The following is a 25,136-nucleotide window of genomic DNA, read 5'->3' as shown; positions in this document are numbered from 1 at the left end:
TTTGGACCGCTTGTCCTTCTTTCGGGTAACACCACCGCTCCCGTGTTCGCACGGTTGACGCCGGCCGTTGACACCCCACGTTGACACCCCGCGTTGACGCCCGGCCCGCCGTCCACCCGCCGTCCGACCGCCGTCCACCCGCCGTCCGACCGCCGCCGCCCGCCGGGCACTGTCGGTGCGAGGCGCTACCGTGGCGCGCATGGCTGCCCGTACCAAGACCTCCGCCAAGCCGCGCCCGGCGTACCGCTGCACCGAGTGCGGCCACCAGCTGCCCAAGTGGGTCGGCCGCTGCCCCGAGTGCAACGCGTGGGGGACGGTCGAGGAGTACGGCGCGGTGCCGATCCGCACCACGGCGGCGGGGCCGGTCTCCGCGCCCGCCAAGCCGATCGCGCAGGTCGACGGCCAGGTGGCCACCGCCCGCTCCACCGGCGTCCCGGAGCTGGACCGGGTGCTCGGCGGCGGCCTGGTGCCGGGCGCGGTGGTGCTGCTCGCGGGCGAGCCGGGCGTCGGCAAGTCCACCCTGCTGCTGGACGTCGCGGCGAAGGCCGCCACCGACCGGCACCGCACCCTGTACGTCACCGGCGAGGAGTCCGCCGGGCAGGTCCGGCTGCGCGCCGACCGGATCAACGCGCTCTCCGAGCACCTGTACCTGGCCGCCGAGCAGGATCTCGGCGCGGTGCTGGGCCACATCGAGGCGGTCAACCCGGGCCTGCTGATCCTGGACTCGGTGCAGACCATCGCCTCCGCCGAACTCGACGGCGCTCCAGGCGGCCCCGCCCAGGTCCGCGAGGTGGCGGGCGCGCTGATCCGGGAGTCCAAGCAGCGAGGCATGGCGACCCTGCTGGTCGGCCACGTCACCAAGGACGGCCAGATCGCCGGCCCCCGCCTGCTGGAGCACCTGGTGGACGTGGTGCTGTCCTTCGAGGGCGACCGGCACGCCCGGCTGCGGCTGATCCGCGGTGTGAAGAACCGCTACGGGGCGACCGACGAGGTCGGCTGCTTCGAGCTGCACGACGAGGGCATCGTCGGCCTCGCCGACCCGTCCGGCCTGTTCCTGACACGCCGTGACAAGCCGGTGGCCGGCACTTGCCTGACCGTCACCCTGGAGGGCAAGCGCCCGCTGGTGGCGGAGGTGCAGGCGCTGATGGTCGACTCGCAGATCCCGTCGCCGCGGCGCACCACCTCGGGCCTGGAGTCGCCGCGGATCGCGATGATCCTGGCGGTGGTGGAGCGGCACGGTGGTGTGAAGCTCGGCAAGCAGGACATCTACACCGCCACCGTCGGCGGCGTGAAGCTCACCGAGCCGTCGGCGGACCTGGCGATCGCCCTCGCGGTGGCGTCCTCCTCGACCGACACGCCGCTGCCGAACAACCTGGTGGCGATCGGCGAGGTCGGCCTGGCCGGCGAGGTGCGCCGGGTGACGGGCGTTCAGCGTCGGCTCGCCGAGGCGCACCGGCTCGGCTTCACCCACGCCCTGGTGCCGCCGGACCCGGGCAAGGTGCCGCCGGGCATGAAGGTGGTGGAGGTCTCCGACATCGGCGAGGCACTGCGCGCGATCCCCGGCCGCCGCTCCCGTTCGAAGCCCCGTCAGGATGCCGCGCCGCAGGGCGTTCCGGCCGGCCGGGCCCCCGCCCGGGAGCGCGCCGCCGCACCGGTTCCGGCGTACGCGGACGAGATGATGGCGGGCTGGGAGCCGCTCGACTCGGACGAACTGGCCTGACCCTCGTCCCGCCGCTGCCGCACGCAGTTAGACTGCACCTGCTAATTGCCGTCAAGTGCAGTAATAACAGACAGACCGTCGGGCATCGTGGCCACACGGTCCGGGTCGGCCCAAGGAGTCACGTGGCAGCCATCGACCGGGCGGACAAGTCCCCCCGCGAGGAGGCCCTGCTGCGGGCTTCCCTGAGTGCGGTCGCGCCGGGCACGGCGCTGCGGGACGGGTTGGAGCGGGTGCTCCGGGCCAACACCGGAGGCCTGATCGTCCTCGGCTTCGACAAGAGCGTCGACGCGCTGTGCACCGGCGGTTTCGTGCTGGACGTCGAGTTCACCGCCACCCGGCTGCGCGAACTGTGCAAGCTGGACGGCGCGGTGATCCTCGACAAGGACATCACCAAGATCCTCCGGGCCGGCGTGCACCTGATGCCGGACGCCAACATCCCCACCGACGAGACCGGCACCCGCCACCGCACCGCCGAGCGGGTCAACCGGCAGACCGGCTTCCCGGTGGTCGCGGTCTCGCACTCGATGCGGCTGATCGCGATGTACGTGAACGGCACCCGCCGGGTGCTGGAGGACTCCACCACCGTGCTGTCCCGCGCCAACCAGGCGCTGGCCACCCTGGAGCGCTACAAGCTGCGCCTCGACGAGGTGGCCGGCACGCTGTCCGCGCTGGAGATCGAGGACCTGGTCACCGTCCGGGACGTCTCCGCCGTGGTGCAGCGCCTGGAGATGGTCCGGCTGATCGCCGGCGAGATCGCCGGCTACGTGCTGGAGCTCGGCACCGACGGCCGCCTGCTGTCGCTCCAGCTGGACGAGCTGATCGCCGGCGTCGAGCCGGAGCGCGAACTCGTGGTCCGCGACTACTTCCCGGACCGCGCCGCCAAGAAGGGCCGCACCGTCGCCGAGGTGCTGGACGACCTGGAGGCGCTCACCCACGCCGAGCTGCTGGACCTGCAGACCGTCGCCAAGGCGCTGGGCTACACCGGCACCCCCGAGTCGCTGGACTCCGCGGTCTCCCCGCGCGGCTACCGGCTGCTCGCCAAGGTTCCGCGGCTGCCGAACACCGTCATCGAGCGGTTGGTCGACCACTTCGGCGGCCTGCAGAAGCTGCTGGCCGCGTCCATCGACGACCTGCAGACCGTGGAGGGCGTCGGCGAGACCCGGGCCCGCTCGGTGCGCGAGGGGCTGTCCCGGCTCGCCGAGTCCTCCATCCTGGAACGCTACGTCTGAGCGGCCGTCAGCCCTCGTCGGGCGGCTGCACCGCGTACATCAGCGCGAACAGGGTCACCTCGACGGCGTCCGGCCCGGTGGACTCCGGCTCCGAGAACAGCTCGTCCAGCACCTCGTCCAGCCGGCCGCGCAGCTTCCGCAGCCGCTCCGGGGTGAGCCGGGTCGTGGTGTGCGCGAACTTGCTCGGCAGCTGGTTGCCCTGCGCCGCCGGGGTCAGGTCGATCCGGCCGGCCAGGAAGTTGCGCCGGAAGTCGGTCCGCACCAGGTCCATCGCTGCCAGCATCGCGTCCAGCGCGGCCGGCGGCTGGCCGCCCTCCGCGTAGACCTGCGGCGACAGTCGCAGTGACTGCTGGGCGGAGCGGTAGCGGCTCTCCACGATCCCGGACACCAGCCGGGTCTCCGCGACGAACACCAGCCCGGTCTGCTCCAGCTGCTTGACGTGCCGGTACAGCTTGGTCGGCGCCTCGTCGAGCTCGGCCGCGATCTCCTTCACCGACATCGGCTCCGGATCCCGCTTCATCAGCGCGCCGAGCACCGCCAGCCGGAGCGGATCGGCCAGTGCCTTAAGCGTCGCGACGTCCGTGACCTCGCGCTCCTTCATCTGATCAACCACGTTCACATTCAGCCACAGCGTTCAGCCCTTGTGCAATCATTCGCGGCCGTGCAACCATTCACGCAAGCGTGAATGGTTGCACGATGCGTGAACGGGGTGGAGAGATGACGGTGGCCGAGAGCCCGACGAAGACCGTGTCCGAGGCGGTGCCGCTGCGCCGCAACCGGCGGTTCCAGACGCTGTGGGCCGGATCCGCGGCCGCGATGCTCGGCACCTGCGTCGCCGACACCGCGTACCCGCTGCTGCTGCTCGCCATGACCGGATCGCCCACCCTCGCCGGGGCGTTCGGCGCCGTCCAGTTCGGCGCGTCCGTGGTGTTCGGCCTGCACGGCGGCGCGGTCGCCGACCGGCACGACAAGCGGCGGGTGCTGATCGTCGCCGACATCGTCCGCCTGCTCACCGCGCTCAGCGTGGCCGTCGCCCTGTTCGCCCACCGGCTGACCATCCCGCACACCCTGCTGGCCGCCGCCGCCATCGGCGCCACCATGGCCTACGGCGGCCCCGCCCGGATGCTCGCGCTGCGCGCCGTCGTTCCGCCCGAGCAGCTGCGCCAGGCGCTGCCCCAGGACGAACTCCGGGTCAACGGCGCCGCGCTGGCCGGACCGCCGCTGGCGGGCTTCCTGCTCGGCCTCGGCCGGGCCGTCCCGTTCCTCGCCACCGTGCTGGCCTCCGCGGCCGCGCTCGGCGCTTCCCTCGCCGTCCGTTTCGACACCGAACCCGCCGAGGACCCGGCGGGCGCCACGAAGGAGAAGGGCGCGGTCTTCGCCGGGCTGCGGTACCTGTTCGCCGACCCGACGCTGCGCGCCACCGTGCTGGTCACCGTCGCGCTCAACCTGGCCGGGTCCGCGATGCTGCTGGCCGTCATGGTGCTGCTGCGCGACCACGGCACCTCCGAGGCCGGCACCGGCCTCGCCCTCACCGGCGAAGCCGTCGGCGGCCTGCTCGGCGCCCCGCTGGTCACCCGCCTGCACCGCACCCTCGCCCCCGGCACGCTGCTGCTCGCCGTCGCCTGGATCGCCGCGCTGCTGTTCCTCGTCCCCGCCTTCGCCGCCGGCCCCGCGGTGGTGTTCGCCGCCCTCGCCGCGATGTCGCTGGGCGTGCCCGCCCTGCGCGTCATGCTCGACGTCCTGGTCTTCCAGCAGGTCCCCGAGGCGATGCGCGGCCGCGCGGTGGCCGCCACCATGACCCTGCTGATGGCCGGCCTGCCCGTCGGCACCATGACGGCGGGCCTGCTGCTCGACCACCTCCCCGCCACCACCGTCCTGCCCCTGCTGGCCGCCCTGCTCGCCGCCGGCCTGCTCCCGCTCACCCTCGGCCGCTCGCTGCGCGGCACGAGCTGGCCGAAGGCCTAGCCGGCACCGGCCCCGGGCGTTCACGACGCCCGGGGCCCTTGGCCGTTCAGTACCCGGCGGTGAAGCGGCGCTGCACGTGACGGGGCAGCTCGGCCTCGTCGACCAGGGCGATCGCGGCGTCCTCGGCGGAGATCCGGCTGCGGCCCTCCGCGTCCAGCACGGGCTGGTCGCCGCCGAGGCGGAAGCGGCCGGTGCGCTCGCCGGGTCCGATCTGCTCGGCGGGGCTGAAGTACGTCCACAGCCGGTTGGAGGTGCGCAGCACGTCGAGCGCGTCCCGGTGGCCGCGGACGGCGGCGGCGTACTCGCGCGGCAGGCCGAGCTCGTCGAGGGCGGCGTGCAGGAGCTCGTCGTGGTCGGCGCGCACCACGCCCGGCGCGAGTTCCAGGCTGCCGGCCCCGCCGATCACGATCAGCCGGATCCGCGGGCGGCCGTCCAGGGCGGTGAGCAGCGACCGAGCGGCCTGCGCGTAGACGCCCGGGTCGGCGATCGAGCGCCGGACGGTGTCGTGGAAGTCGAGCGACGCGTTCCCGGGCTGGAAGCCGCTGATCAGCACGTCCAGGCCGGGCGGCAGGGCGGCGGCGACGCTCGCCGGGTCCAGGACGTCGATGCTCGCCCAGTCGAGGTTCTCCCGCCGGTCGGTGATCGCGGACGCGTCCCGGCTGAACGCCGTGACCCGGTGGCCCCGGCCGAGGGCCTCGGTGACGATCCGGCTGCCGATGGTGCCGGTGGCTCCGATGACGCCGATGTGCATGGTTCTCCCCTGATGTCATGCGTGCGGTCGGAGGCGGGCAGCCACGTTCGCTGCACGCCGTGCAGTGACTATACGGCGTGAAGTTTTCGCACGGCAATCAGGACGGTGACGCTGTAGATTCGACCCGTGGCAGCCACCTCCAGCACCGGACGACGCGAACGACTGCGCGCCGAGACCACCGCCGAGATCAAGCGCACCGCCCTGGAGCTGATGCGCTCCGGCGGCCCCGACGCGATCACCCTGCGCGCGATCGCCCGCGAAATGGGCATGACCGCCAACGCCATCTACGGCTACTTCGCGACCCGCGACGACCTGGTCACCGCCCTGATCGCCGACGTCTACACGGCGCTGGCCGATGCCGTGGACGCTGCCTGGGCCGACTCCGCGGCGGACACCCCGGCGGCCCGGATCCGGGCCTGGGCATGCGCGTTCCGGGCCTGGGCGCTCGCCAACCCCGAAGGCTTCCGGCTGATCTACGGCGACCCCGTCCCCGGCTACCGGGCCCCCGACGGCGGCGCCGCGCCGGACGCCGCCCGGCGGGTCTGCGTCGGCATCGCGGCACTCGCGGACGCCGCCGGTCCGGGCGCCGAACCGGCCGAGGAGGGTGCGGACTTCGACTGGGACGACTTCGACCCCGGCCTGCTCGCCAAGGTCCGCCCGGCCTTCCCCGCGCTGACCCCGGCCGGCGTCGCCCTGGCGCTGCGGATCTGGGGCCACCTGCACGGCCTGGTCGCATTGGAGGTCTACGGCCACCTGGGCGCCCAGACCGCCTCGCCCGACAAGCTGTTCCGCCTCGAACTCGCCCAGCTGGTCAGGTCGCTGGGCCTGGCCGGCTGAGCGGTCAGCCCTCCAGGCGGACCGAGGTGCGGGCCGACAGCGGGCCGCCGGCCGGGCCGGTCAGGTCGGCCTGGACCAGGTAGTTGCCGGGCTGGGCCGGCGTCGGGTCGGCGCTGGCGCACTGCGGCTTGGAGCGGCTGCGGTCCCAGCCGAAGGTCTCGGTGACGCCGCTGTTCCCGGCGATCTGCGCCCAGGCGTCGACCTTCTCCGGGATGCAGTCGGCGGACGACCAGATCCGCTCGTTGGTGCTCGAGGTGATGGTGAGCGCCGAGTTCTCGTGCGAGAGGTTGACCCGGCAGCCGGAGCCCGAGGAGTTGCGGATGGTCAGCGCGAGACGCGGCTTGTCCTTGGCGGCGAACGGGTTCTGCGCGGGAGCCAGCTCCAGCGACAGCTGCGAGGTGGCGCAGACCGGGAGGGCCATCACCTCGGGCGTGTTGACGGCCGGCGAGGGGCCGGGCGAGGCGGCGTGCCCGCCGCTGCCGCCGTTCGAACCGTTGCCGCCGCCGCTGCCGTTGCCCGAACCGCCACTGCCGCCGTTACCCGAACCGCCGCTGCCGCCGCCCGTCACGTTCAGCTCGCCGGCCGCGCCGCCGCCCGAGCCGCCGCCGTTGCCGCCGGGGCGGGTGGTGATGGCGGGCCCGCTGGGCGAGGCGCCGGGGGTGATGGACTGCGCGGGGGCGGGCTGCGGGCCGGTGGTCTCGGCGGCCTTCTGCTGCTTTCCGCCATCCCCGCCGGTGCCGAACGCGAGCCAGCCGACCAGCAGCAGAACGACGGCGAGGGCAACGAGGACCGCGACGCGGCGCCGCCAGTAGATCGAGGCGGGCAGCGGTCCGACGGGCTGGCGCAGAGAAGGCACGGGCAAACTCTACGAGACCTTGTGCGTCCGTTGACGCATCAACACCTCAGCGGGGGCACTTCTTTCACATGATCCGCCATTTGCTCCGGTAGAGGGACTCGACACGACGGTGCGCCGCCCTATAGTCGCCCTCATGGCCTCCCTGCACGACTCCGCTCCCGGCACCGCGACCCTCGACCCCGCGCAGCTGATCGCCGAGGCGCGCAGGGCGTTCTTCACCATGTTCGGCTTCCTCTGCCTGATCTGGGTCGTGCAGGTGGCGAACTGGCTCATGGACGAGCAGATCGCTCTCCAGCACGGCATCCGCGCGCACCAGCTGGACAGCCTGCCGAACCTGCTGACCGCACCGTTCCTGCACCTGAACTGGCAGCACCTGGAAGGCAATTCGGGCCCGCTGTTCGTATTCGGCTTCCTCGCCGCCTACCGCGGCGTGCGCAAGTTCCTCGCCCTGACGGCGCTGCTGGTGGTGACCAGCGGCATGGCGGTCTGGCTGTTCGAGCGCGGCGACGTGGTGACGGTCGGCGCCAGCGGCGTGATCTTCGGGTACTTCGGTTACGTGGTCCTGCGCGGCCTGTTCGACCGCAACCTGATCGACTCGCTGATCGGCCTGGTGATGGGCGCGTCCTTCGCGTACCTGCTGACCACGGCGATCCCGGGCACCCCCGGGGTGTCCTGGCTGGGACACCTCGGCGGCCTGGTCGGCGGCCTGGCCGGCGCCTGGATATTCCGCACCCGCGACCCGAAGCCGACGGCGGCCCCTGCTGCCGATCTGGTTTCGTCCGCCGGCCCTTCCACCGCCCCGGCCGGTTCCCGGGCGGACCTGCTGAAGGAGCTCGACGACCTGGGGCTTTAAGCCCGCGCGGCACCTCGTGGCAGGATCGAGGGGCCATGGTTGCCACTGCTTCGACTCTCGCCCCCGCCGCCGTACAGGCGCTGCACTCCACCGTCATCGGCTGGTACGAGGCCCACGCCCGCGACCTGCCCTGGCGGACTCCGGACGCCTCGCCCTGGGCGGTGATGGTCAGCGAGTTCATGCTCCAGCAGACGCCCGTGAAGCGGGTGCTGCCCGCGTACGCGGCCTGGCTGGAGCGCTGGCCCACCCCCGCCGATCTGGCCGCGGACGCGCCGGGCGAGGCGGTGCGGATGTGGGGCCGGCTCGGCTACCCGCGCCGCGCGCTGCGGCTGCACGCGGCGGCCACCGCGATCACCGAGCAGCACGGTGGCGTGGTGCCGGACGACCACGCGGCGCTGCTGGCCCTGCCCGGGGTGGGGGAGTACACGGCGGCCGCGGTCGCCTCGTTCGCGTTCCGGCAGCGCCACGCGGTGCTGGACACCAACGTGCGCCGGGTGTTCGCCCGCGCCGTCACCGGCGTCGAGTACCCGGCGAACGCCACCACCGCCGCCGAGCGCCGCACCGCGCACGAGCTGCTGCCGGCCACCGACGAGCGGGCCGCGACCTGGGCGGTCGCGGTGATGGAGCTGGGCGCCCTGGTATGCACCGCGCGCGGCCCCGAGTGCGGGTCCTGCCCGCTGCTGGCCGAGTGCGCCTGGCAGCGGGCCGGCCGCCCGCCGTACCAGGGCCCGGCCCGGCGCGGCCAGACCTACGAGGGCACCGACCGGCAGGTGCGCGGCAAGCTGCTGGCGGTGCTGCGGGACGCCCACGGCCTGGTCACCCAGGGCCAGCTGGACGTGGTGTGGCCGGACGCGATCCAGCGCGCCCGGGCCCTGGACGGCCTGGTCGCCGACGGCCTGGTGGAACCCGTCGGGCCCGGCACCTACCGACTGCCGCAGTAACGGACGAGAACGGCCCGGGACCAGTCGGTCCCGGGCCGTCGTCATGCCTGGACGGGCGTCACATCGCGCCTTCCAGCGCGGCGTCGGCCTTCGCCTCGGCGGCGTCCGCGCCACCGCGCAGCTTGACCTCGCGGAGGAACAGCGAGGCGACGACGGCGACCAGGCTGATCACCGCGCCCCACAGGAAGACGGTGTGCATGCCGTTGGAGATGCCGTGCTGGTAGGCGTCCAGCACGTTGGCCGGGAGCTTGCTCAGGGTGGCCGGGTTCATCGCCGACATGCCCTCGCCGCCACCACCCTGCTGCATGTGCTGCAGGACCTCCGGCGGGAGCTTCTTGATGGCGTCGTTGACCTGGTTGATGTACAGGGTGCCGAACAGGGCCACACCGAAGGAGCCGCCGATGGTGCGGAACAGGGTGGCGGAGGACGAGGCGACGCCCATGTCCTTCATCTCCACGCTGTTCTGCGCGACCAGCATGGTGACCTGCATCAGGAAGCCCATGCCGGCGCCGAGCACCACCATGTAGCAGGACGAGGCGAAGCTGGAGGTGTCCACGGACAGCGTGGACAGCAGCAGCGAGCCGCCACCCATCACCACGGTGCCGATGATCGGGTAGATCCGGTACTTGCCGGTCTTGGTGATGGCCTGGCCGACCACCAGCGAGATCACCAGCATGCCGAACATCATCGGCATCAGCAGCAGGCCGGAGTTGGTCGCCGAGGCGCCCTGGACGATCTGCTGGTAGGTGGGCAGGAAGGTGACCGCGCCGAACATCGCGAAACCGACGATGAAGCCGATGATCGAGACCATGGTGAAGTTGCGGTTGCGGAACAGCGCCAGCGGGATGATCGGTTCGGCGACCCGCTGCTCGACGTAGCAGAAGCCGATGATCGAGGCGACGGACAGCGCGCCCAGGCCGAGGATCTGCTTGGAGCTCCAGGCGTACTCGTGGCCGCCCCAGGTGGTGATCAGCACCATCGAGACGATGCCGATGGTGAGCAGCGCCGCGCCGAGGTAGTCGATCTTGGCGTTGGAGCGGACCTTGGGCAGCTTCAGCACCACGACGATGAAGACCAGCGCGATCGCGCCCAGCGGCAGGTTGACGTAGAACGTCCAGCGCCAGTTCAGGTGGTCGGTGATGAAGCCGCCGATCAGCGGGCCGCCGATGGTGGCCAGCGCCATGACGGCGGCGAACATGCCCTGGTACTTGCCGCGGTCGCGGGGGAGCACCAGCGCGCCCATGATCGACATCACGCCGACCATCAGACCGCCGGCGCCCAGGCCCTGGACGGCGCGGAAGGCGATCAGCTGGGTCATGGTCTGCGACATGCCGGACAGCGCCGAGCCGAGCAGGAAGATCGCGATCGAGACCAGGAACGAACCCTTGCGGCCGTACAGATCGCCGACCTTGCCCCAGATCGGGGTGGAGGCGGCGGTCGCCAGGGTGTAGGCCGTGACCACCCAGGACATGTGCTCCGCGCCGTTCAGCTCACCGACGATGGTGGGCATCGCGGTGCCGACGATCAGGTTGTCGAGCATGGCGAGCAGCATGGTGATCACCAGGCCGATCATCACCAGGCGCACCTCACGGTGCGGCCGCTGCTCGAATCCGTCGTCCTTGCCGAGGGCGACGGCAGGCTCCTCCGGAGCCGCCTCGGACTGCTGCGTTGTCATGGTGCGTCTCTCCCGGGGCGCAGTGCCGCGGTGCTGTCCGCGACGGTACTTACTTGACGACCGGCTAGTTAATTGCCGTTCGGCACGGTAAGTTGTTCCCTAGCCGGTCGTCAAGCCAGTTTCGATGCATCCCCCCTGGGCAGGGAGAATGCGAACAAGAAACGGACTTTGACACCCGTCCGCACCGCTTCATGAGGCAGGCCGCCAGCGATGACCACACCCCAGAGCCCCCGCAGCGACACCAGAGCGCGGATCATCGACGTGGCGCTGGAGCTGTTCGCCGAGCACGGCTACGAGAAGACCTCGCTGCGCGAGATCGCCGACCGCCTCGGCGTCACCAAGGCCGCCCTGTACTACCACTTCAAGACGAAGGACGACATCGTCCGCGGCATCGTCGAGAAGATGGCTGCTCCGCTGGACGACGCCATCGCGTTCGGCGAGGACAAGGACTGGTCGCCAGAGCTGCGCGACGAACTGATCCGCCGGTTCGCCGCCGGCATGGGCGAGCGGGCGCCGCTGCTGCGCTTCTTCCACGAGAACCAGCCCGCACTGCGGGAGTCCGAGGCCGGGCTGGCGTTCAAGGAGCGGATGATCAAGATGATCACCCTGCTGCACGGGCCGGAGCCGAGCTTCCGCGACAAGCTGCGCGCCACCGTCGCGCTGACCGCCATGCACTCGGCGATGTTCCTGCTCAGAACCGACCTGTGCGAGCGCGGCCAGGAGCCGGCCGAGCCGACCAACAGCCTGGAGGAGGCGACGGAGGCGGCCCTGGAGGTCGCCCTGGAGGTCGCCGCACACATCGAGCCGCCCGCGCACTGACGCGGACGGCTCGAGGGGCCCCGGCGACGGGGCGGGGGTGCGGCGGATCAGAAGTTGTTCGCGCCGTGGCCCTTCAGGTAACCGATCGGGTCGGTCACCTTCGCGTACTGGTTGACGGTACGGATCTCGAAGTGCAGGTGCGGGCCGGTCGAGTTGCCGGTGTTGCCGGACTTGCCGATCTGGTCACCGGCATTCACGTGCTGCCCGGCCTTCACCTCGAGCTGCGACAGGTGCGCGTACTGGGCGAAGCGGCCGTCGGACAGCTTCAGCACGACCTGGTTGCCGTATGCGCCGGCCCAGCCGGACGACACCACGGTCGAGTTGCCGACCGCCACCAGCGGGGTGCCCACGGACACCGCGAAGTCGGTGCCGGTGTGGTAGCCGGCCGCGTACGACGGGTTGGTCTTGTGGTACGGGTTGCTGATCGGCGCGCCCGGGGCCGGGGAGGACCAGTCGACCTTGGCCGGCGCGGGGGCCGGGGCGGGCTCGGGCGCGGGAGCGGGCTCCGGCGCGGGCTGCTCGGCCGGGGCGGCGGGCTGTTCGGCCGGGGCGGCGGGCTGCTCGGCCTGCGGCGCCTGGTCCTGGTGCCCGTCGGCGGGGTGCGCGTCGGCCGGGTGCTCGTCCGCGGGGTGCGCGTCGGCCGGGTGCTCGTTCGCGGCGTGCTCGTCGGCGGGGTGCTCGTCGGTCGGGATCGCGAGGTGTTCCAGGTTGTTGGCCACCACGGCCAGCGGGCTGGCGTCGTCCTGGTGGGCCACCGGCGCGGACAGATCGAGGGCGCCGCCCTCCAGGTGGGTGTCCGCCGCGAACGGGGAGCTGGCGAGGGTGTCCGGCACGGTCTGCGCGGAGGCGTGTCCGGCGGGGATCAGCATGGCGCCGAACGCGACCACGGCGATGCCGGCGGCGGCCTTGGCGGGGGTCCGGCGGGCCGGGGCCGCAGCGGCGGTGGAGTCGGAAGCGGTGACGGCGTGGACGTGGCGGGTGCTGATCGCCTGGAGAATCCGGCGGCCGGTGGCGGGGAAAGAACGCATCGGGAGTCGGTACCTCACGGACGGGGCCAGAGCGGGGCCGAGCCGGTGTGGCTCGCCGAACTGGTGGAACGACTCCAGGTGTAAACGAGCCCCGGGGGCAGGCCCAAAGGTGTGACGTACGACGGTGGGTAGTGGATGAAGCTCACGAAATAGCGACCTCGGGTGTCGGACAAACAGGCAGATAAGCCCGTAAACCTCCTACTGTCGGTCGTAGGTCGTCGAAGCCCTGTGAGCATCGCCACCGGCAAGCGGCCGGTTTGATCCCGAACCGCCCCGGGTAGAACCGGCTTTCGAACCAGCTGCACCATCCGATCCACCCAGCCGTCGGAGATGATCAGCTGATGAACGACACCCCGGTGCAGGATCGCCGCTTCGCCGCCCGCCGCCAGGCCCACCGCCTGCTGTCCGGCGGCCGCCCGCAGACCGTCCGCGAGTCGCTCGCCGAACTCGCCGCACTGGCCGACGGCCCCTACCCGCTGGACGAGCCCACCGACCTGTACGGCGACGGCATCGTCCGCACCCTGGAGCGCCGCACCGCAGACCTGCTCGGCAAGCCCGACGCCGCCTACTTCCCCACCGGCACGATGGCCCAGCAGGCCGCCCTGAAGACCTGGGCCGACACCCACGGACCGGTGGTCGCGATGCACCCGCTCGCCCACCCCGAAGTGCACGAACGCCGCGCCCACCAGGTGCTCAGCGGTCTGCGCTCCGTCCCGCAGGCCACCGGCCCGCGCCAGCCCACCGCTGCGGGCCTGGCCGCCCTGGACGAGCCGTTCGACGTGCTGATGCTGGAACTCCCGCTGCGCGACGCCGGCTTCCTGCTGCCCAGCTGGGAGGAGCTGTCCGCGCTCTACGACTTCGCCGCCGACCGCGGCCTGCCCGTCCACCTGGACGGCGCCCGGATATGGGAGTCCGCCCCACACCTGGGCCGGAGCCTGCCGGAGATCTGCGCCCGCGCCGGGTCGGTGTACGTCTCCTGCTACAAGTCGCTGGGCGGACACAGCGGCGCCCTGGTCGCCGGCGAGGAGGAGTTCGTCCGCCGGATCAAGGTCTGGCGGCACCGCTTCGGCGGCAAGCTGTGGCAGCAGTGGCCCGCGGTGCTGTCCGCCCTGGCCGGCCTGGACCGCGAGCTGCCCCGACTGCCCGACTACGTGGCGCACGCCAAGGTGGTCGCCGCCGCGCTCGCCGAGACCCCCGGCGCCCGGATCAACCCGGAGCCGCCGCACACCCACCAGTTCCAGCTCTGGCTGCCGCACCCGGCCGAACAGCTGATCGAGGCCGGCCACCGGCAGGCCGAGGAGCAGGGCGTGTCGCTGTTCGGCGGCTGGTTCGAGCCCGGCCCGCAGCCCGGCGCGGCGATGACCGAGGTGACGGTGGCCGCCGCCGCCCTGGAGTGGAGCGCCGAGGAGATCACCGAGGCGATGACGGATTTCCTCGCCCTGCTCCGATAACGCCCTCCGCCAACGCCCTCCGCCAACGCCCTCCGACAACGACGAAGAGCCCCGGCGGTCCGAAAACCGCCGGGGCTCTTCGTTCAGTCCTGCTGTTCAGCCGTCCTCAGGCAAGCGTCACTTGGAGCGCTTGACCTGGATCAGGGCCTCCAGCTCGTTGTGCGACTGCCACAGCACCTCGATCTGGGTACCGGTGTTCGGCACCTGGACGGAGCTGTACTTGTTGCTCTCGTCCCAGTACTTGTTGGTGCGGTCGTTGAAGACCGTCACGCCGCGCTCGCTGGGGATCTTGGTGAGCGCGTCGGCCCGGTGCAGCTGCAGACCGGTGGTGCGGTCGAAGCGGAAGGTGGAGTCGTAGCCCTGGAAGCGCGGGCGCATCAGGGTGCCGTCGTTCCACTTCAGCGGGGCCGGGTGGGCGTCGATCGGGAGGATCAGGCCCTGGCCGGGGTGGTTGGCGACGTTGTTGTCGGACTGCGAGGAGTCCCACAGCCAGATCAGGATGCCGTTCTGGTTGGCGTAGTGCTCGACCCAGTCGGGGCGGGCGGCCGAACCGAAGTTGTACGGGCCGGTCTTCAGCGTGCTGTCGAAGGACACGTACTGACGGTTCTCGACCAGGTAGTGCTGGTCGTAGTCCTTGTTGAACTTGCCGGAGATCCGGGAGAAGCCCGACGCGGTCCAGCCGTTGTCACCGTTCTCGGCACCGTCGGTGAAGATCGTCGCACCGTTCGCGGTGATCGCGATCTCGTCCAGGGCCAGGCCCTTCATGTGGACGCCCGGGTCGGTGGTGTTGTGGAAGCGCAGCTTGATCGCCTTGCCGGCGTACGCGTCCAGCGAGAACGCCAGGTCGCCCCAGCCGGCCGAGTTGCCGGTGATGGAGTTCTCCGGCAGCGCCTTGCCGTTGAAGGTGCCGGCCAGCGAGGACCAGTTCTTGCCGCCGTCGGTGGAGACCTCGGCGTACGCGAAGTCGTAGTCCTGCTCCAGGTCGTACCAGGCCTTCGCGGTGAGCGAGGCCGAGGTCTTCCCGGTGAGGTCGACGTCACGGGTCAGGGAGACGTTCAGGTTGTCGGCGCTGCCGCTCCACCACTCGTTGCCACCCGCGAACGGGGTGTTGATCTCGGTGGTGACGGTCTTCGCCGGCAGGTCGACGACCAGACCCTGCTTGCGCTTGTTGTTGTACTCGGCCGGGCCGAGCAGGCTGACAGCGTTCTTGCCGGCCTTGGCGGTGTCGTAGTCCAGCCAGCCGAGCTTCAGCTTCGACCAGATGTCCAGGTCGTTCGGCATGTCGCCGATCTCGTTGCGGCCCTCGCCCAGCCAGGAGCCCGAGGACATCAGGGACCAGAAGCCGACCGAGTTGTCGATGCCGGTGCCGGAGGTGTCGTACAGGTCCGGCAGGCCCAGGTCGTGGCCGTACTCGTGGGCGAACACGCCCAGGCCGCCGTTCTCCGGCTGCATGGTGTAGTCGCCGACCCACAGGCCGGTGTCGCCGATCGGGGTGCCGCCGAGCTTGTTGTTCGCCGGACCGGTCTTGCCGGCCTGGTTGGCGTACACGTACGAGCGGTGCGCCCACAGCGCGTCCGTGCCCTGGGCGCCGCCGCCGGCCGACTGGTCCTCACCGGCGTGGACGATCTGGAAGTGGTCCAGGTAGCCGTCGGGCTCGTTGAAGTTGCCGTTGCCGTTGTAGTCGTAACGGTCCCACTGGTCGTACTGCGCCAGGTCGGCCTTGATGTCCGCGTCGGTGCGGCCCTTGGCCTTCTGGTCGGCGACCCAGGCGTTGATGCCGTCGCGGATCAGGTCCTGCGCGTTGGCGCAGATGTGCTGGCCGCAGTAGTCCGAGCCGTAACGGGCCTCGTTCCACGGGACCCGCACCCAGTCGGTGACCAGGCCGTCGACCGAGTAGCGGCCCGAGGACTGCTTCTCGTAGTAGGTCTTCAGCGACGGCTTGTTCGCCGCGAAGTACAGGTCCTGGTAGTGGGCCTGGTTGTAATCCGCCTGCCAGGCAGTGGAGTTGTCCTTGGCGCGGTCCGGGGATTCGATCTTGTTGTGCGCCGGGCCGGGGGTACCGCCGTACTTCACCTTGCCGTCGGCGGTCTTGGTGGTGTTGTCCACCTGGTCGCCGAAGTCGACCAGAATGGTGAAGATCCGGTCGGTGCGCTCACGGGAGAGTTCGACGTACTTGTCGCGGCCGAGCTTCACCGCGCTGCTGTTGCCGTGCTTCTCGATCTTGGCGGTGCCGTTGATCAGCTGCTCTATCGCAGCCTTCTGCTCGCCCTCGACCTTGTCGATCAGCGGGCTCTGCAGTTCGCGCGGCACCGTGTCGTTCTGAATGGCGTCGGCCGGGTCCTTCAGGACCGGCGTCGCCGGCGCGGCGGTAGCCGTGCCCGGCAGCATGCCGACACCAAGCGCGGCGGTCACCGCGATGGCGGCGGAGGCCGCGGCGACCTTCTTGGTCATCTTCAACGTGGGACGTCCTCCCCTTACCGGGTGCGGCGGATGGCCGATCCGGTGAACCAATGCAAGACAGGTGGACGACATTTGACCCAAGGTCGGGTAAAAAAGAAAGACCTTGACCTTGCCATGGCCACGCCGCTATGCTCCGGCAACTCAAATGATCTGACGATCCGTCAATCTACCTACGGCGCTGGCAGGAGGCGGGTCGGTCGCACTCGCACCGCGCCGGAACCCACCCGTTCGGCCTTCCAAACGCCCGCATTCACAGCGCACGGAAACCTAAACAGTTTTTCAACTGAAAACCCGAACGCAGAAAAGCCTCCGCCCCCGACCTGATCAGGTCGGGGGCGGAGGCTTGGATCGCGCTTTGTGGCGCTATTACTTCGTCAGATCCGGACCGGTCGCCGAGACCGCCGCCGGAGTGTCCGCCACCGGGGACTTCTCCTCGCCGCGGAAGGTGAACTTGGCAGCCTTGCCCTCACCCTCCACACCGACCACCACGATGTGGCCGGCCCGCAGCTCACCGAACAGGATCTTCTCGGACAGGTGGTCCTCGATCTCCCGCTGGATCGTGCGACGCAGCGGACGGGCGCCCAGGATCGGGTCGTAACCGCGCTTCGCCAGCAGGCTCTTCGCCTCGGCGCTGAGCTCGATGGCCATGTCGCGGTCCTTCATCCGCTGGTCCACCTTCGCGATCATCAGGTCGACGATCTCGATGATGTTCGCCTCGGACAGCTGGTGGAACACCACGATGTCGTCGACACGGTTCAGGAACTCGGGACGGAAGTGCTGCTTGAGCTCCTCGCCGACCTTCGCCTTCATCCGCTCGTAGCCGGTCTGGACGTCACCCGTGGCCGCGAAGCCCAGGTTGAAGCCCTTGGAGATGTCCCGGGTGCCGAGGTTGGTGGTCATGATGATGACCGTGTTCTTGAAGTCCACGACCCGGCCCTGGGAGTCGGTCAGGCGACCGTCCTCCAGGATCTGCAGCAGCGAGTTGAAGATGTCCGGGTGGGCCTTCTCGACCTCGTCGAACAGCACGACCGAGAACGGCTTGCGGCGCACCTTCTCGGTGAGCTGGCCGCCCTCTTCGTAACCCACGTATCCGGGCGGGGAGCCGAACAGCCGCGACACGGTGTGCTTCTCCGAGAACTCGGACATGTCGAGCGCGATCAGCGCGTCCTCGTCCCCGAACAGGAACTCCGCCAGGGTCTTGGACAGCTCGGTCTTACCGACACCCGAGGGGCCGGCGAAGATGAACGAACCGCCGGGGCGCTTCGGGTCCTTCAGGCCGGCACGGGTACGGCGGATCGCCTGGGAGAGCGCCTTGATGGCGTCCTCCTGGCCGATGACCCGCTTGTGCAGCTCGTCCTCCATGCGCAGCAGACGCGAGGACTCCTCCTCGGTCAGCTTGAAGACCGGGATGCCGGTGGCGGTGGCCAGGACCTCGGCGATGAGCTCCTCGTCCACCTCGGCCACGACATCCATGTCGCCGGCCTTCCACTCCTTCTCCCGCTTGGCCTTCGCCTGGAGCAGCTGCTTCTCGTTGTCACGAAGCGACGCGGCCTTCTCGAAGTCCTGCGCGTCGATCGCGGACTCCTTCTCCCGGCGAACCTCGGCGATCTTCTCGTCGAACTCGCGCAGGTCCGGCGGCGCGGTCATCCGGCGGATGCGCATCCGGGAACCGGCCTCGTCGATCAGGTCGATCGCCTTGTCCGGCAGGAAGCGGTCCGAGATGTACCGGTCGGCCAGGGTGGCGGCGGCGACCAGGGCGGCGTCGGTGATCGAGACGCGGTGGTGCGCCTCGTACCGGTCGCGCAGGCCCTTGAGGATCTCGATGGTGTGCGGGAGCGAGGGCTCGGCGACCTGGATCGGCTGGAAGCGGCGCTCCAGCGCGGCGTCCTTCTCCAGGTGCTTGCGGTACTCGTCCAGCGTGGTGGCACCGATGGTCTGCAGCTCACCGCGGGCCAGCATCGGCTTCAGGATGGAGGCGGCGTCGATCGCGCCCTCGGCGGCGCCCGCACCGACCAGGGTGTGCAGCTCGTCGATGAACAGGATGATGTCGCCGCGGGTGCGGATCTCCTTGAGCACCTTCTTCAGGCGCTCCTCGAAGTCACCGCGGTAGCGCGAGCCGGCCACCAGGGCGCCGAGGTCCAGCGTGTAGAGCTGCTTGTCCTTCAGCGTCTCCGGGACCTCGCCCTTGACGATCGCCTGGGCCAGGCCCTCGACGACGGCGGTCTTGCCGACGCCGGGCTCGCCGATCAGCACCGGGTTGTTCTTGGTGCGGCGGGACAGCACCTGCATGACCCGCTCGATCTCCTTCTCGCGCCCGATCACCGGGTCGAGCTTGGCCTCGCGGGCAGCCTGCGTCAGGTTGCGGCCGAACTGGTCGAGCACCAGGGAGGTGGACGGGGTGCCCTCGGCGGGGCCACCGGCGGTGGCGGACTCCTTGCCGCCGCTGGTGGAGTAGCCGGACAGCAGCTGGATCACCTGCTGGCGCACCCGGTTCAGGTCGGCGCCGAGCTTCACCAGGACCTGGGCGGCGACGCCCTCGCCCTCGCGGATCAGGCCGAGCAGGATGTGCTCGGTGCCGATGTAGTTGTGGCCGAGCTGAAGGGCCTCGCGGAGCGACAGCTCCAGCACCTTCTTCGCCCGGGGAGTGAAGGGGATGTGGCCGGACGGGGCCTGCTGGCCCTGGCCGATAATCTCCTCGACCTGCTGGCGGACCGCCTCGAGCGAGATGCCGAGGCTCTCCAGCGCCTTGGCGGCGACACCCTCGCCCTCGTGGATCAGGCCCAGGAGGATGTGCTCGGTGCCGATGTAGTTGTGGTTGAGCATCCGGGCTTCTTCCTGTGCCAGGACGACAACCCGCCGCGCGCGGTCGGTGAACCTCTCGAACATCGTTAATCGCTCCTCAGAGCGGTCGGTCAGTTCGGGGGCCGTCCCCGCCCTGTCCTTCCGCATGCTAGTCCCGCTCAGCGGCGCGGCTACGGAACTCCCACCGGAGCGGGAGAAACATGCTGCGCGACCAGCCGACACCTTTCCCAACCTGATGCTGGGAGACGGTGTTCCCAGCGGCGGGCCCGATGCACCGGATACCGCTACGCCAACGGCGAACACAGTCCGGTGGAACCGGTGGACCGGCCCCGCGCAGTGCTGCGGCCGGGCTCCTGCGACCCCGTCCACCTGCATTCATACCCGGTTGGGCGGCGGGTTTCGCGCGGTTTACGGGGGGTGCTTGTTCGCCTGGCGAGAAGTCGGCCGACCGGGCACCCGGAGTGACGGCCGGTCAGGTCGGCCGCGCGTGACGTACTGCCACACCGGTGGCGGTCGTGACCGGGTCGCTCACTCCAGCGTTGCACAGGTCGTGACCAGTCCGCCGCCGGCCGCCGCCTGCACCTCGAAGGCACCTCGGACGACCGTCCCCGGCCGGGCCGGAACGGACCTGGTGATCGCACCGCTGCGGCCCGCACTGGCCGCCCTCGGCCGCCTCGACCGGCTCGGCCGCACCACCGGACCGGTGCTGCGGCGCGGCGGCCGGGCCGCCTTCCTGCTCGCCCCCGGAGCCGCCGAGCCGGTGCCCGACCTGTTGGGCTGGCTCGGCTGGGGCCCCGAACTGCGGCTGCCGATCGACGCCGTCACGGCGCACCCGGGAGAGCCCCGGGTGCCCGAACCGCGGACCGCCGACTGGCTGCGGGTCGGCTCCGAGCGGCCCGCACTGGACCTGCGCTCGCCCGACCTGCTCTGCCTGCTGGACGCCCTGGCGGACGCCTGTGCGCGGGAGCGGCTGGGGTTGCCGCCCGCGCGGTGGTGAGCCGGACGCCTCAGGAGGCGTTGGCCTTCTCGTACGCCTCGCGCACGTTGCTCGGGACACGGCCGCGGTCGTTGACCGGGTAGCCGTTCTCCTTCGCCCAGTTGCGGATCTTGGCGGTGTCGGCCTGTCCGGTCGAGGCGGCGGAGCGACCGGCGCCCCGGGTGCTGCCGCCGCGACGCGGGGCGGTCAGCCGACCGCTCTGCTTGCGGCCCTTCTCGACGTACGGGGCAAGCAGACCGCGGAGCTTGTCCGCGTTGTCGCTCTTCAGGTCGATCTCGTAGGCCACGCCGTCCAGGGCGAACGTCACCGTCTCGTCCGCGGAGCCACCGTCGAGATCGTCTTCCAGAATGACCTGAACCCTCTGTGCCACGGGCTTCCCTTTCCGCGATAACGGTCCATTGCCTAGTGAAAGGAAAGCGCCTTTTCCCGGAAAACACAAACCCCTGTGCCGCTCGCCGTGCCCGCAGAGCCGGATCAGAGGTGCAGCAGCATGCGCGAGTTGCCCAGCGTGTTCGGCTTCACCCGCTCCAGGTCGAGGAACTCGGCGACACCTTCGTCGTACGAGCGCAGAAGTTCTTCATAGACTTCTGTGGCCACGACCGCCGGGTCTGCCGTACGATCGTCGTTTTCGCCGATCTCGACGAAGCCGTGTTTCGAGAAGAACGGCACCTCGAACGTCAGGCAGAAAATCCGACGGACGCCGAGCCAGCGCGCCGTCTCCAGCAGCTTGTCCAGTAGCTGGTGGCCGATGCCGAGGCCTTTGCAGATCGGATCGACCGCGAGGGTGCGCACCTCGGCCAGGTCCTCCCACATCACGTGCAGCGCGCCGCAGGCCACCACGCGGCCGTCCTCGTCGCGTTCGGCGACCCAGAACTCCTGGACGGATTCGAACAGCGTGACGGTCGGCTTGTCGAGCAGAATGCCGTTGCGGGCGTACGTGTCGATGAGCCGACGAACGGCGCGTACGTCGGTGGTCCGCGCACGGCGGATGGTGACCTCCATGCCTGGGAACGTTATCGTGCCTCGGGCGGGCGGGTCTCCTCGGTATCGGCCCCGGCCACTCGGAGAGCGTCCCGCAGCCACTCGCGCTGTTCCGGCGACATCATCCCGAAGAAGTGCACCAGGGCCGCGGCCGGATTGTCACTCGTCGCCCAGGCGTCGTTCATCAGCGCGGCGGTGTAAGCCTCGCGTGAGGACACCGGCTCATATCGGTATGCGCGCCCGGCGCGCTCCCGGCGCACCCAGCCCTTTCGATAGAGCTTGTCGAGCACCGTCATCACTGTTGTGTACGCGATTTCACGTTCCGAACGCAGATCCTGCAGAACCTCCCGAACGGTGACCGGGCGGTTCCACTGCCACACCCGGGTCATGATGTCGTTCTCGAGTTCTCCGAGTTGCCGCACCATAGTGCGGCCCAGGATAGGACCGAATCGGACAAAGGGCGGCAAATGGCAAACAGACCGGCGCGCCGCTCCCCGAAAGAGGGAACGGCGCGCCGGTCTGCGGTCGGACTATTCGGCGGAGGAACGCGACACCATCGCCTCGGCGGCGGCGTCCTCCTTGGCCTTCTGGGCGCCGCCCTGGCTGCGGATGATGGCCCGCACCAGGAAGGCGAAACCGATCGCCATGACCAGTGGCGGCACGATCGCGCTGACGTACTCCATGGTTTTACTCCTCGGTGTCCTCGTCGGCTTCGGCGGCCTTGTCACTCTTACCGGCCTTCTCCGGCTTCACCAGCGGGAACAGCACCGTCTCGCGGATGTTCTTGCCGGTCAGCAGCATGATCAGGCGGTCCACACCCAGGCCGAGGCCGCCGGTGGGCGGCATCGCGTACTCCAGGGCGCGCAGGAAGTCCTCGTCCAGCTGCATCGCCTCGACGTCGCCACCGGCCGCCAGCAGCGACTGCGCGGTCAGGCGGGCGCGCTGCTCGACCGGGTCGATCAGCTCGGAGTAGGCGGTGCCGATCTCGGTACCGAAGATCACCAGGTCCCACTTCTCCGCGACACCCTCGATCGAGCGGTGCTGGCGGGTCAGCGGGGACACCTCGGTCGGGTAGTCCTTGATGAAGGTCGGCTTGATCGCGTGGTGCTCCAGCAGGCGCTCGACCATCTCCAGGACGATCTGGCCGTGGCCCCATTCCTTCTCGTACGGGATGCCGGCTTCGTCGGCGAGCTTGCGCAGCTCGTCCACCGTGGTGGCCGGGGTGACCTCGGTGCCCAGGTGGGCGGAGATGCCCGGGTAGACCGAGACCTCCTGCCAGGGCTCGGCGAGGTCGATCTCGTGCTCGACGCCGTCCGGGCCGAGACCCTTGACCACGGTGGTGCCCAGCGCGTCCTGCGCGGCGTTCACGATGATCGCCCGGATCAGCTCGGCCTGGGTGTCGTAGTCGCCGTACGCCTCGTACGACTCCAGGGCGGTGAACTCCGGGTTGTGGGTGGCGTCCGCGCCCTCGTTGCGGAAGTTCCGGTTGATCTCGAAGACCTTCTCGGCGCCGCCGACCACCAGCCGCTTCAGGTACAGCTCGGTCGCGATCCGCAGGTACAGCTCGATGTCGTACGCGTTGATGTGCGTCCTGAACGGACGGGCGTTGGCGCCGCCGTGGATCGGCTGCAGCATCGGGGTCTCGACCTCGAGGTAGCCGCGGTCCTCGTAGGTGCGGCGGATCGAGCGGATCACCCGGGTGCGCAGGTGCAGCATCTCGCGCGCCTCGGGGTTCACGATCAGGTCCACGTAGCGCTGGCGGACCCGGGCCTCCGGGTCGGTCAGGCCCTTGTGCTTGTCCGGCAGCGGGCGCAGGCACTTGGCGGTGAGCTCCCAGCGGTCCACCATCACGCTCAGCTCGCCGCGGCGGGAGGTGATCACCTCGCCCTCGACGCCGACCTGGTCGCCGAGGTCGATGTCGGCCTTCCAGGCGGCCAGCCGCTCCTCGCCCAGCTTGTCCAGGGACAGCATCACCTGGAGGTCGCCGGAGCCGTCGCGCAGGGTGGCGAAGCAGAGCTTGCCGCCGGTGCGGGCCAGGATGACCCGGCCGGTGATGCCCGCCCGCTCGCCGGTCGCGGTGTCCGGCGCCAGGTCCGGGTGCTTGTCGCGCAGCTCGGCGATGGTCGAGGTGCGGGGGAAACCGACCGGGTACGGGTCGATGCCGGCGGCCCGCAGCCGGTCCAGCTTCTCGCGCCGGACGCGCATCTGCTCGGGAAGGTCGTCGGTCGCGGGGAGAGTGCTCTGATCGCTCACCCCACCAGGGTAGCCAGGCTCACGGGCTGTTCCGCCACGGGATATCGCCCCACGCACCCGACAACGCCGGAACCCCGGACCGCGATGGGCGGCCCGGGGCGTCCTGGCGTCCGGTCAGCTCTGGGTGGCGCTAAGGCCGAGCGCCAGCGAGGTGGTGTTGTTGGCGTCCACGTCGTCGTACGGCAGCGGCTGGACGGCGTTCTCGTACAGGCCCTGCTCGGTGGTCACCCCGATGGTGACGGCCGGGGCGGCGGCCGGGTCGGCGACCGCGAGCGGCAAGTCGAAGGTCCGGTCCGCGCCGTTCAGCAGGAAGGTCGGCAGGTAACAGTGGACGAGGCCCGGGTTGACCTTCCCGCAATCGGCGGGCAGCTTGCCGGAGATCGTGACACCTGCCGGCAGCGTCACCAGGACACCGCCGATGGGGTTGCCGCTGCGCAGGTACTCGACCGAGGCGGGGCCGCCGTTGTGCACCTTGACGGACAGGGTGCCCTTGGTGCCGCCGTCGGTCGGGGCCCAGGCGCCGTGGGCTGAGAAGTCCGCGTGGTTGTCGACCCGGTACTGGACGACCGCGTAGTCCCGCGCCTGGCCGAGGGTCGGCGGCCCCGACTGGGCGTTGTCGTCCTCCGGGAGACCGGCGGTGAGCCGAGGGCCGGTCTGGGAGGCGGGCGGGAAGGCGTAGCTGCCGCGGACGAACCTGAGGGCGTAGTCGTCGTCGGAGGAGAGGGTGTACGAGATGTCCGAGTACAGCGCGTCGGAGCCGACGAGGGCCTGGATCGGGTCGACGGTGACGGTCTGGCCGGGCTGGACCGAGGTGTTGACGGTGCAGATGGCCGCCTCGGCCGACTTGAACGGCTCGGTGGTGCCCGTGTAGGTGCCGTATGAGCAGTTCGCGAAGTGCTGAGTGAAGCTCAGGCCTGGCGAGAGCTGAGCCGCGACCACCTGCCGGCCGCTCGCCACGGTGCCGTTGTTGGTCACCTGGAGCGGCTGGCCGATGACCGCGCCGGGCTGGGTGTCGTACGGCTGGCTGTCCAGGTTCGGGTCGAGTTCCAGCTTCGGGCCGCCCGCGTACACCGCGACGTCGGTGGCTGGGCCGACAGGGCTGCCCGCCCAGCCCTGGCTGATCTTCAGGTGTCCGGCCTGGCCCTGGGGAGCGCCGACGATCGCGGTCAGCGTCGGGTTGAAGTTCTGGGTGAAGGTGGTCTCGCCCGGCCAGGGGCGCACGTTGAAGGTGCAGGTGGACACCTGACCGGTGGTGGTGCAGCTGGAACCCCAGCCGGCACCCCAGTTGGGGTTGAGCGCGAAGCCGGCGATGCCGTCCAGGCCGGTCGCGTCGAACCTCACGACGAGGTCGCGCGAGGTGTTCGCGGCGATCGGGCCGGACGAACTGACCATCAGCTCCACCGGAGCAGCGCCGCCGGCGGGTGCCGCCGGGATCGAGAAGGTTGGCGCGACGTTGAGCCGGAGCTCGTCCGCGGCGTGTGCGGGCGCAGAGATGAGGGGCAGGAGGGGCCTCAACAC

General features: G+C 70.5%; 22 protein-coding genes. 9 read left to right on the top strand and 13 right to left on the bottom strand.

The window, feature by feature from the left end; genetic code table 11:
- The first annotated feature begins 199 nt into the window (after window positions 1-199).
- A complete protein-coding gene (radA, locus tag ACGFWJ_RS16560) occupies window positions 200-1,720 on the top strand; it encodes a DNA repair protein RadA (protein WP_387644037.1) in 1,521 nt (506 codons plus the stop codon).
- Between the two features lie 122 nt (window positions 1,721-1,842).
- Complete coding sequence (gene disA / locus ACGFWJ_RS16555; protein ID WP_380484244.1) at window positions 1,843-2,949, top strand: DNA integrity scanning diadenylate cyclase DisA; 1,107 nt, start codon at window positions 1,843-1,845, stop codon at window positions 2,947-2,949.
- 7 nt (window positions 2,950-2,956) lie between these two features.
- Here disA and ACGFWJ_RS16550 read toward each other — a convergent pair whose 3' ends face one another.
- On the bottom strand, window positions 2,957-3,562 hold the full coding sequence (locus tag ACGFWJ_RS16550) for a helix-turn-helix domain-containing protein (protein ID WP_392949791.1): 606 nt from the start codon (window positions 3,560-3,562) through the stop codon (window positions 2,957-2,959).
- 83 nt (window positions 3,563-3,645) lie between these two features.
- Between ACGFWJ_RS16550 and ACGFWJ_RS16545 the strand changes: the two genes are divergently transcribed.
- A complete protein-coding gene (locus ACGFWJ_RS16545; protein WP_392949788.1) occupies window positions 3,646-4,914 on the top strand; it encodes an MFS transporter in 1,269 nt (422 codons plus the stop codon).
- A 46-nt stretch (window positions 4,915-4,960) separates the two neighbouring features.
- Here ACGFWJ_RS16545 and ACGFWJ_RS16540 read toward each other — a convergent pair whose 3' ends face one another.
- Complete coding sequence (locus ACGFWJ_RS16540; protein ID WP_392949785.1) at window positions 4,961-5,665, bottom strand: NAD(P)-dependent oxidoreductase; 705 nt, start codon at window positions 5,663-5,665, stop codon at window positions 4,961-4,963.
- Between the two features lie 126 nt (window positions 5,666-5,791).
- Here ACGFWJ_RS16540 and ACGFWJ_RS16535 point away from each other — a divergent pair, with 126 nt between their 5' ends.
- Window positions 5,792-6,502, top strand: a complete 711-nt coding sequence (locus ACGFWJ_RS16535; protein WP_392949782.1) for a TetR/AcrR family transcriptional regulator — start codon at window positions 5,792-5,794, stop codon at window positions 6,500-6,502.
- A gap of 4 nt (window positions 6,503-6,506) precedes the next feature.
- Here ACGFWJ_RS16535 and ACGFWJ_RS16530 read toward each other — a convergent pair whose 3' ends face one another.
- Window positions 6,507-7,358 (bottom strand): hypothetical protein, encoded by an 852-nt coding sequence (locus ACGFWJ_RS16530; RefSeq protein WP_392949780.1) that lies wholly within the window; start codon window positions 7,356-7,358, stop codon window positions 6,507-6,509.
- Window positions 7,359-7,491: 133 nt separating this feature from the next.
- On the opposite strand from ACGFWJ_RS16530, the gene ACGFWJ_RS16525 reads away from it, so the two are divergent.
- Window positions 7,492-8,211, top strand: coding sequence for a rhomboid family intramembrane serine protease (locus tag ACGFWJ_RS16525; RefSeq protein ID WP_392949777.1), 720 nt, complete (start codon window positions 7,492-7,494; stop codon window positions 8,209-8,211).
- A 35-nt stretch (window positions 8,212-8,246) separates the two neighbouring features.
- On the top strand, window positions 8,247-9,152 hold the full coding sequence (locus ACGFWJ_RS16520; protein WP_392949774.1) for an A/G-specific adenine glycosylase: 906 nt from the start codon (window positions 8,247-8,249) through the stop codon (window positions 9,150-9,152).
- A gap of 58 nt (window positions 9,153-9,210) precedes the next feature.
- Here the strand turns inward: ACGFWJ_RS16520 and ACGFWJ_RS16515 are convergent, their stop codons facing one another.
- Window positions 9,211-10,827: an MDR family MFS transporter gene (locus ACGFWJ_RS16515; protein WP_392949772.1), complete on the bottom strand. Its 1,617-nt coding sequence runs from the start codon at window positions 10,825-10,827 to the stop codon at window positions 9,211-9,213.
- A gap of 210 nt (window positions 10,828-11,037) precedes the next feature.
- Here ACGFWJ_RS16515 and ACGFWJ_RS16510 point away from each other — a divergent pair, with 210 nt between their 5' ends.
- Complete coding sequence (locus tag ACGFWJ_RS16510) at window positions 11,038-11,646, top strand: TetR/AcrR family transcriptional regulator (RefSeq protein ID WP_392949769.1); 609 nt, start codon at window positions 11,038-11,040, stop codon at window positions 11,644-11,646.
- A gap of 47 nt (window positions 11,647-11,693) precedes the next feature.
- Here ACGFWJ_RS16510 and ACGFWJ_RS16505 read toward each other — a convergent pair whose 3' ends face one another.
- On the bottom strand, window positions 11,694-12,674 hold the full coding sequence (locus ACGFWJ_RS16505) for a M23 family metallopeptidase (RefSeq protein ID WP_392949767.1): 981 nt from the start codon (window positions 12,672-12,674) through the stop codon (window positions 11,694-11,696).
- 341 nt (window positions 12,675-13,015) lie between these two features.
- Between ACGFWJ_RS16505 and ACGFWJ_RS16500 the strand changes: the two genes are divergently transcribed.
- Window positions 13,016-14,125: a threonine aldolase family protein gene (locus ACGFWJ_RS16500; RefSeq protein ID WP_392949764.1), complete on the top strand. Its 1,110-nt coding sequence runs from the start codon at window positions 13,016-13,018 to the stop codon at window positions 14,123-14,125.
- Between the two features lie 117 nt (window positions 14,126-14,242).
- On the opposite strand, the gene ACGFWJ_RS16495 is transcribed toward ACGFWJ_RS16500, so the two are convergent.
- Window positions 14,243-16,576: an immune inhibitor A domain-containing protein gene (locus ACGFWJ_RS16495; RefSeq protein WP_392950018.1), complete on the bottom strand. Its 2,334-nt coding sequence runs from the start codon at window positions 16,574-16,576 to the stop codon at window positions 14,243-14,245.
- A 375-nt stretch (window positions 16,577-16,951) separates the two neighbouring features.
- Complete coding sequence (locus ACGFWJ_RS16490) at window positions 16,952-19,471, bottom strand: ATP-dependent Clp protease ATP-binding subunit (protein ID WP_387644068.1); 2,520 nt, start codon at window positions 19,469-19,471, stop codon at window positions 16,952-16,954.
- Window positions 19,472-19,937: 466 nt separating this feature from the next.
- On the opposite strand from ACGFWJ_RS16490, the gene ACGFWJ_RS16485 reads away from it, so the two are divergent.
- The gene (locus tag ACGFWJ_RS16485) at window positions 19,938-20,384 is read left to right on the top strand and encodes a hypothetical protein (protein WP_392949760.1); all 447 of its coding nucleotides are present in this window, start codon (window positions 19,938-19,940) and stop codon (window positions 20,382-20,384) included.
- A gap of 10 nt (window positions 20,385-20,394) precedes the next feature.
- On the opposite strand, the gene ACGFWJ_RS16480 is transcribed toward ACGFWJ_RS16485, so the two are convergent.
- From ACGFWJ_RS16480 to ACGFWJ_RS16455, 6 genes are all read right to left on the bottom strand, one after another.
- Window positions 20,395-20,754 carry an Lsr2 family protein gene (locus ACGFWJ_RS16480; RefSeq protein WP_387644074.1) on the bottom strand — a complete coding sequence of 120 codons (360 nt, stop codon included), beginning with the start codon at window positions 20,752-20,754 and terminating at the stop codon, window positions 20,395-20,397.
- 104 nt (window positions 20,755-20,858) lie between these two features.
- Window positions 20,859-21,386, bottom strand: a complete 528-nt coding sequence (locus tag ACGFWJ_RS16475) for an amino-acid N-acetyltransferase (protein ID WP_387644077.1) — start codon at window positions 21,384-21,386, stop codon at window positions 20,859-20,861.
- A gap of 11 nt (window positions 21,387-21,397) precedes the next feature.
- Complete coding sequence (locus ACGFWJ_RS16470) at window positions 21,398-21,790, bottom strand: BlaI/MecI/CopY family transcriptional regulator (RefSeq protein WP_387644080.1); 393 nt, start codon at window positions 21,788-21,790, stop codon at window positions 21,398-21,400.
- 105 nt (window positions 21,791-21,895) lie between these two features.
- On the bottom strand, window positions 21,896-22,048 hold the full coding sequence (locus ACGFWJ_RS16465) for a hypothetical protein (protein WP_387644082.1): 153 nt from the start codon (window positions 22,046-22,048) through the stop codon (window positions 21,896-21,898).
- A gap of 4 nt (window positions 22,049-22,052) precedes the next feature.
- Window positions 22,053-23,618, bottom strand: a complete 1,566-nt coding sequence (lysX, locus tag ACGFWJ_RS16460) for a bifunctional lysylphosphatidylglycerol synthetase/lysine--tRNA ligase LysX (protein ID WP_387644084.1) — start codon at window positions 23,616-23,618, stop codon at window positions 22,053-22,055.
- A gap of 114 nt (window positions 23,619-23,732) precedes the next feature.
- Window positions 23,733-25,010: a hypothetical protein gene (locus tag ACGFWJ_RS16455; RefSeq protein WP_392949756.1), complete on the bottom strand. Its 1,278-nt coding sequence runs from the start codon at window positions 25,008-25,010 to the stop codon at window positions 23,733-23,735.
- Between the last annotated feature and the right edge of the window lie 126 nt (window positions 25,011-25,136).

This window comes from Kitasatospora sp. NPDC048407 (genome assembly GCF_043200475.1).
In the GTDB taxonomy this organism is placed as follows: domain Bacteria; phylum Actinomycetota; class Actinomycetes; order Streptomycetales; family Streptomycetaceae; genus Kitasatospora.
Note: the sequence above shows the minus strand (reverse complement) of the source record. Positions and strands in the feature narration are given on the sequence as shown.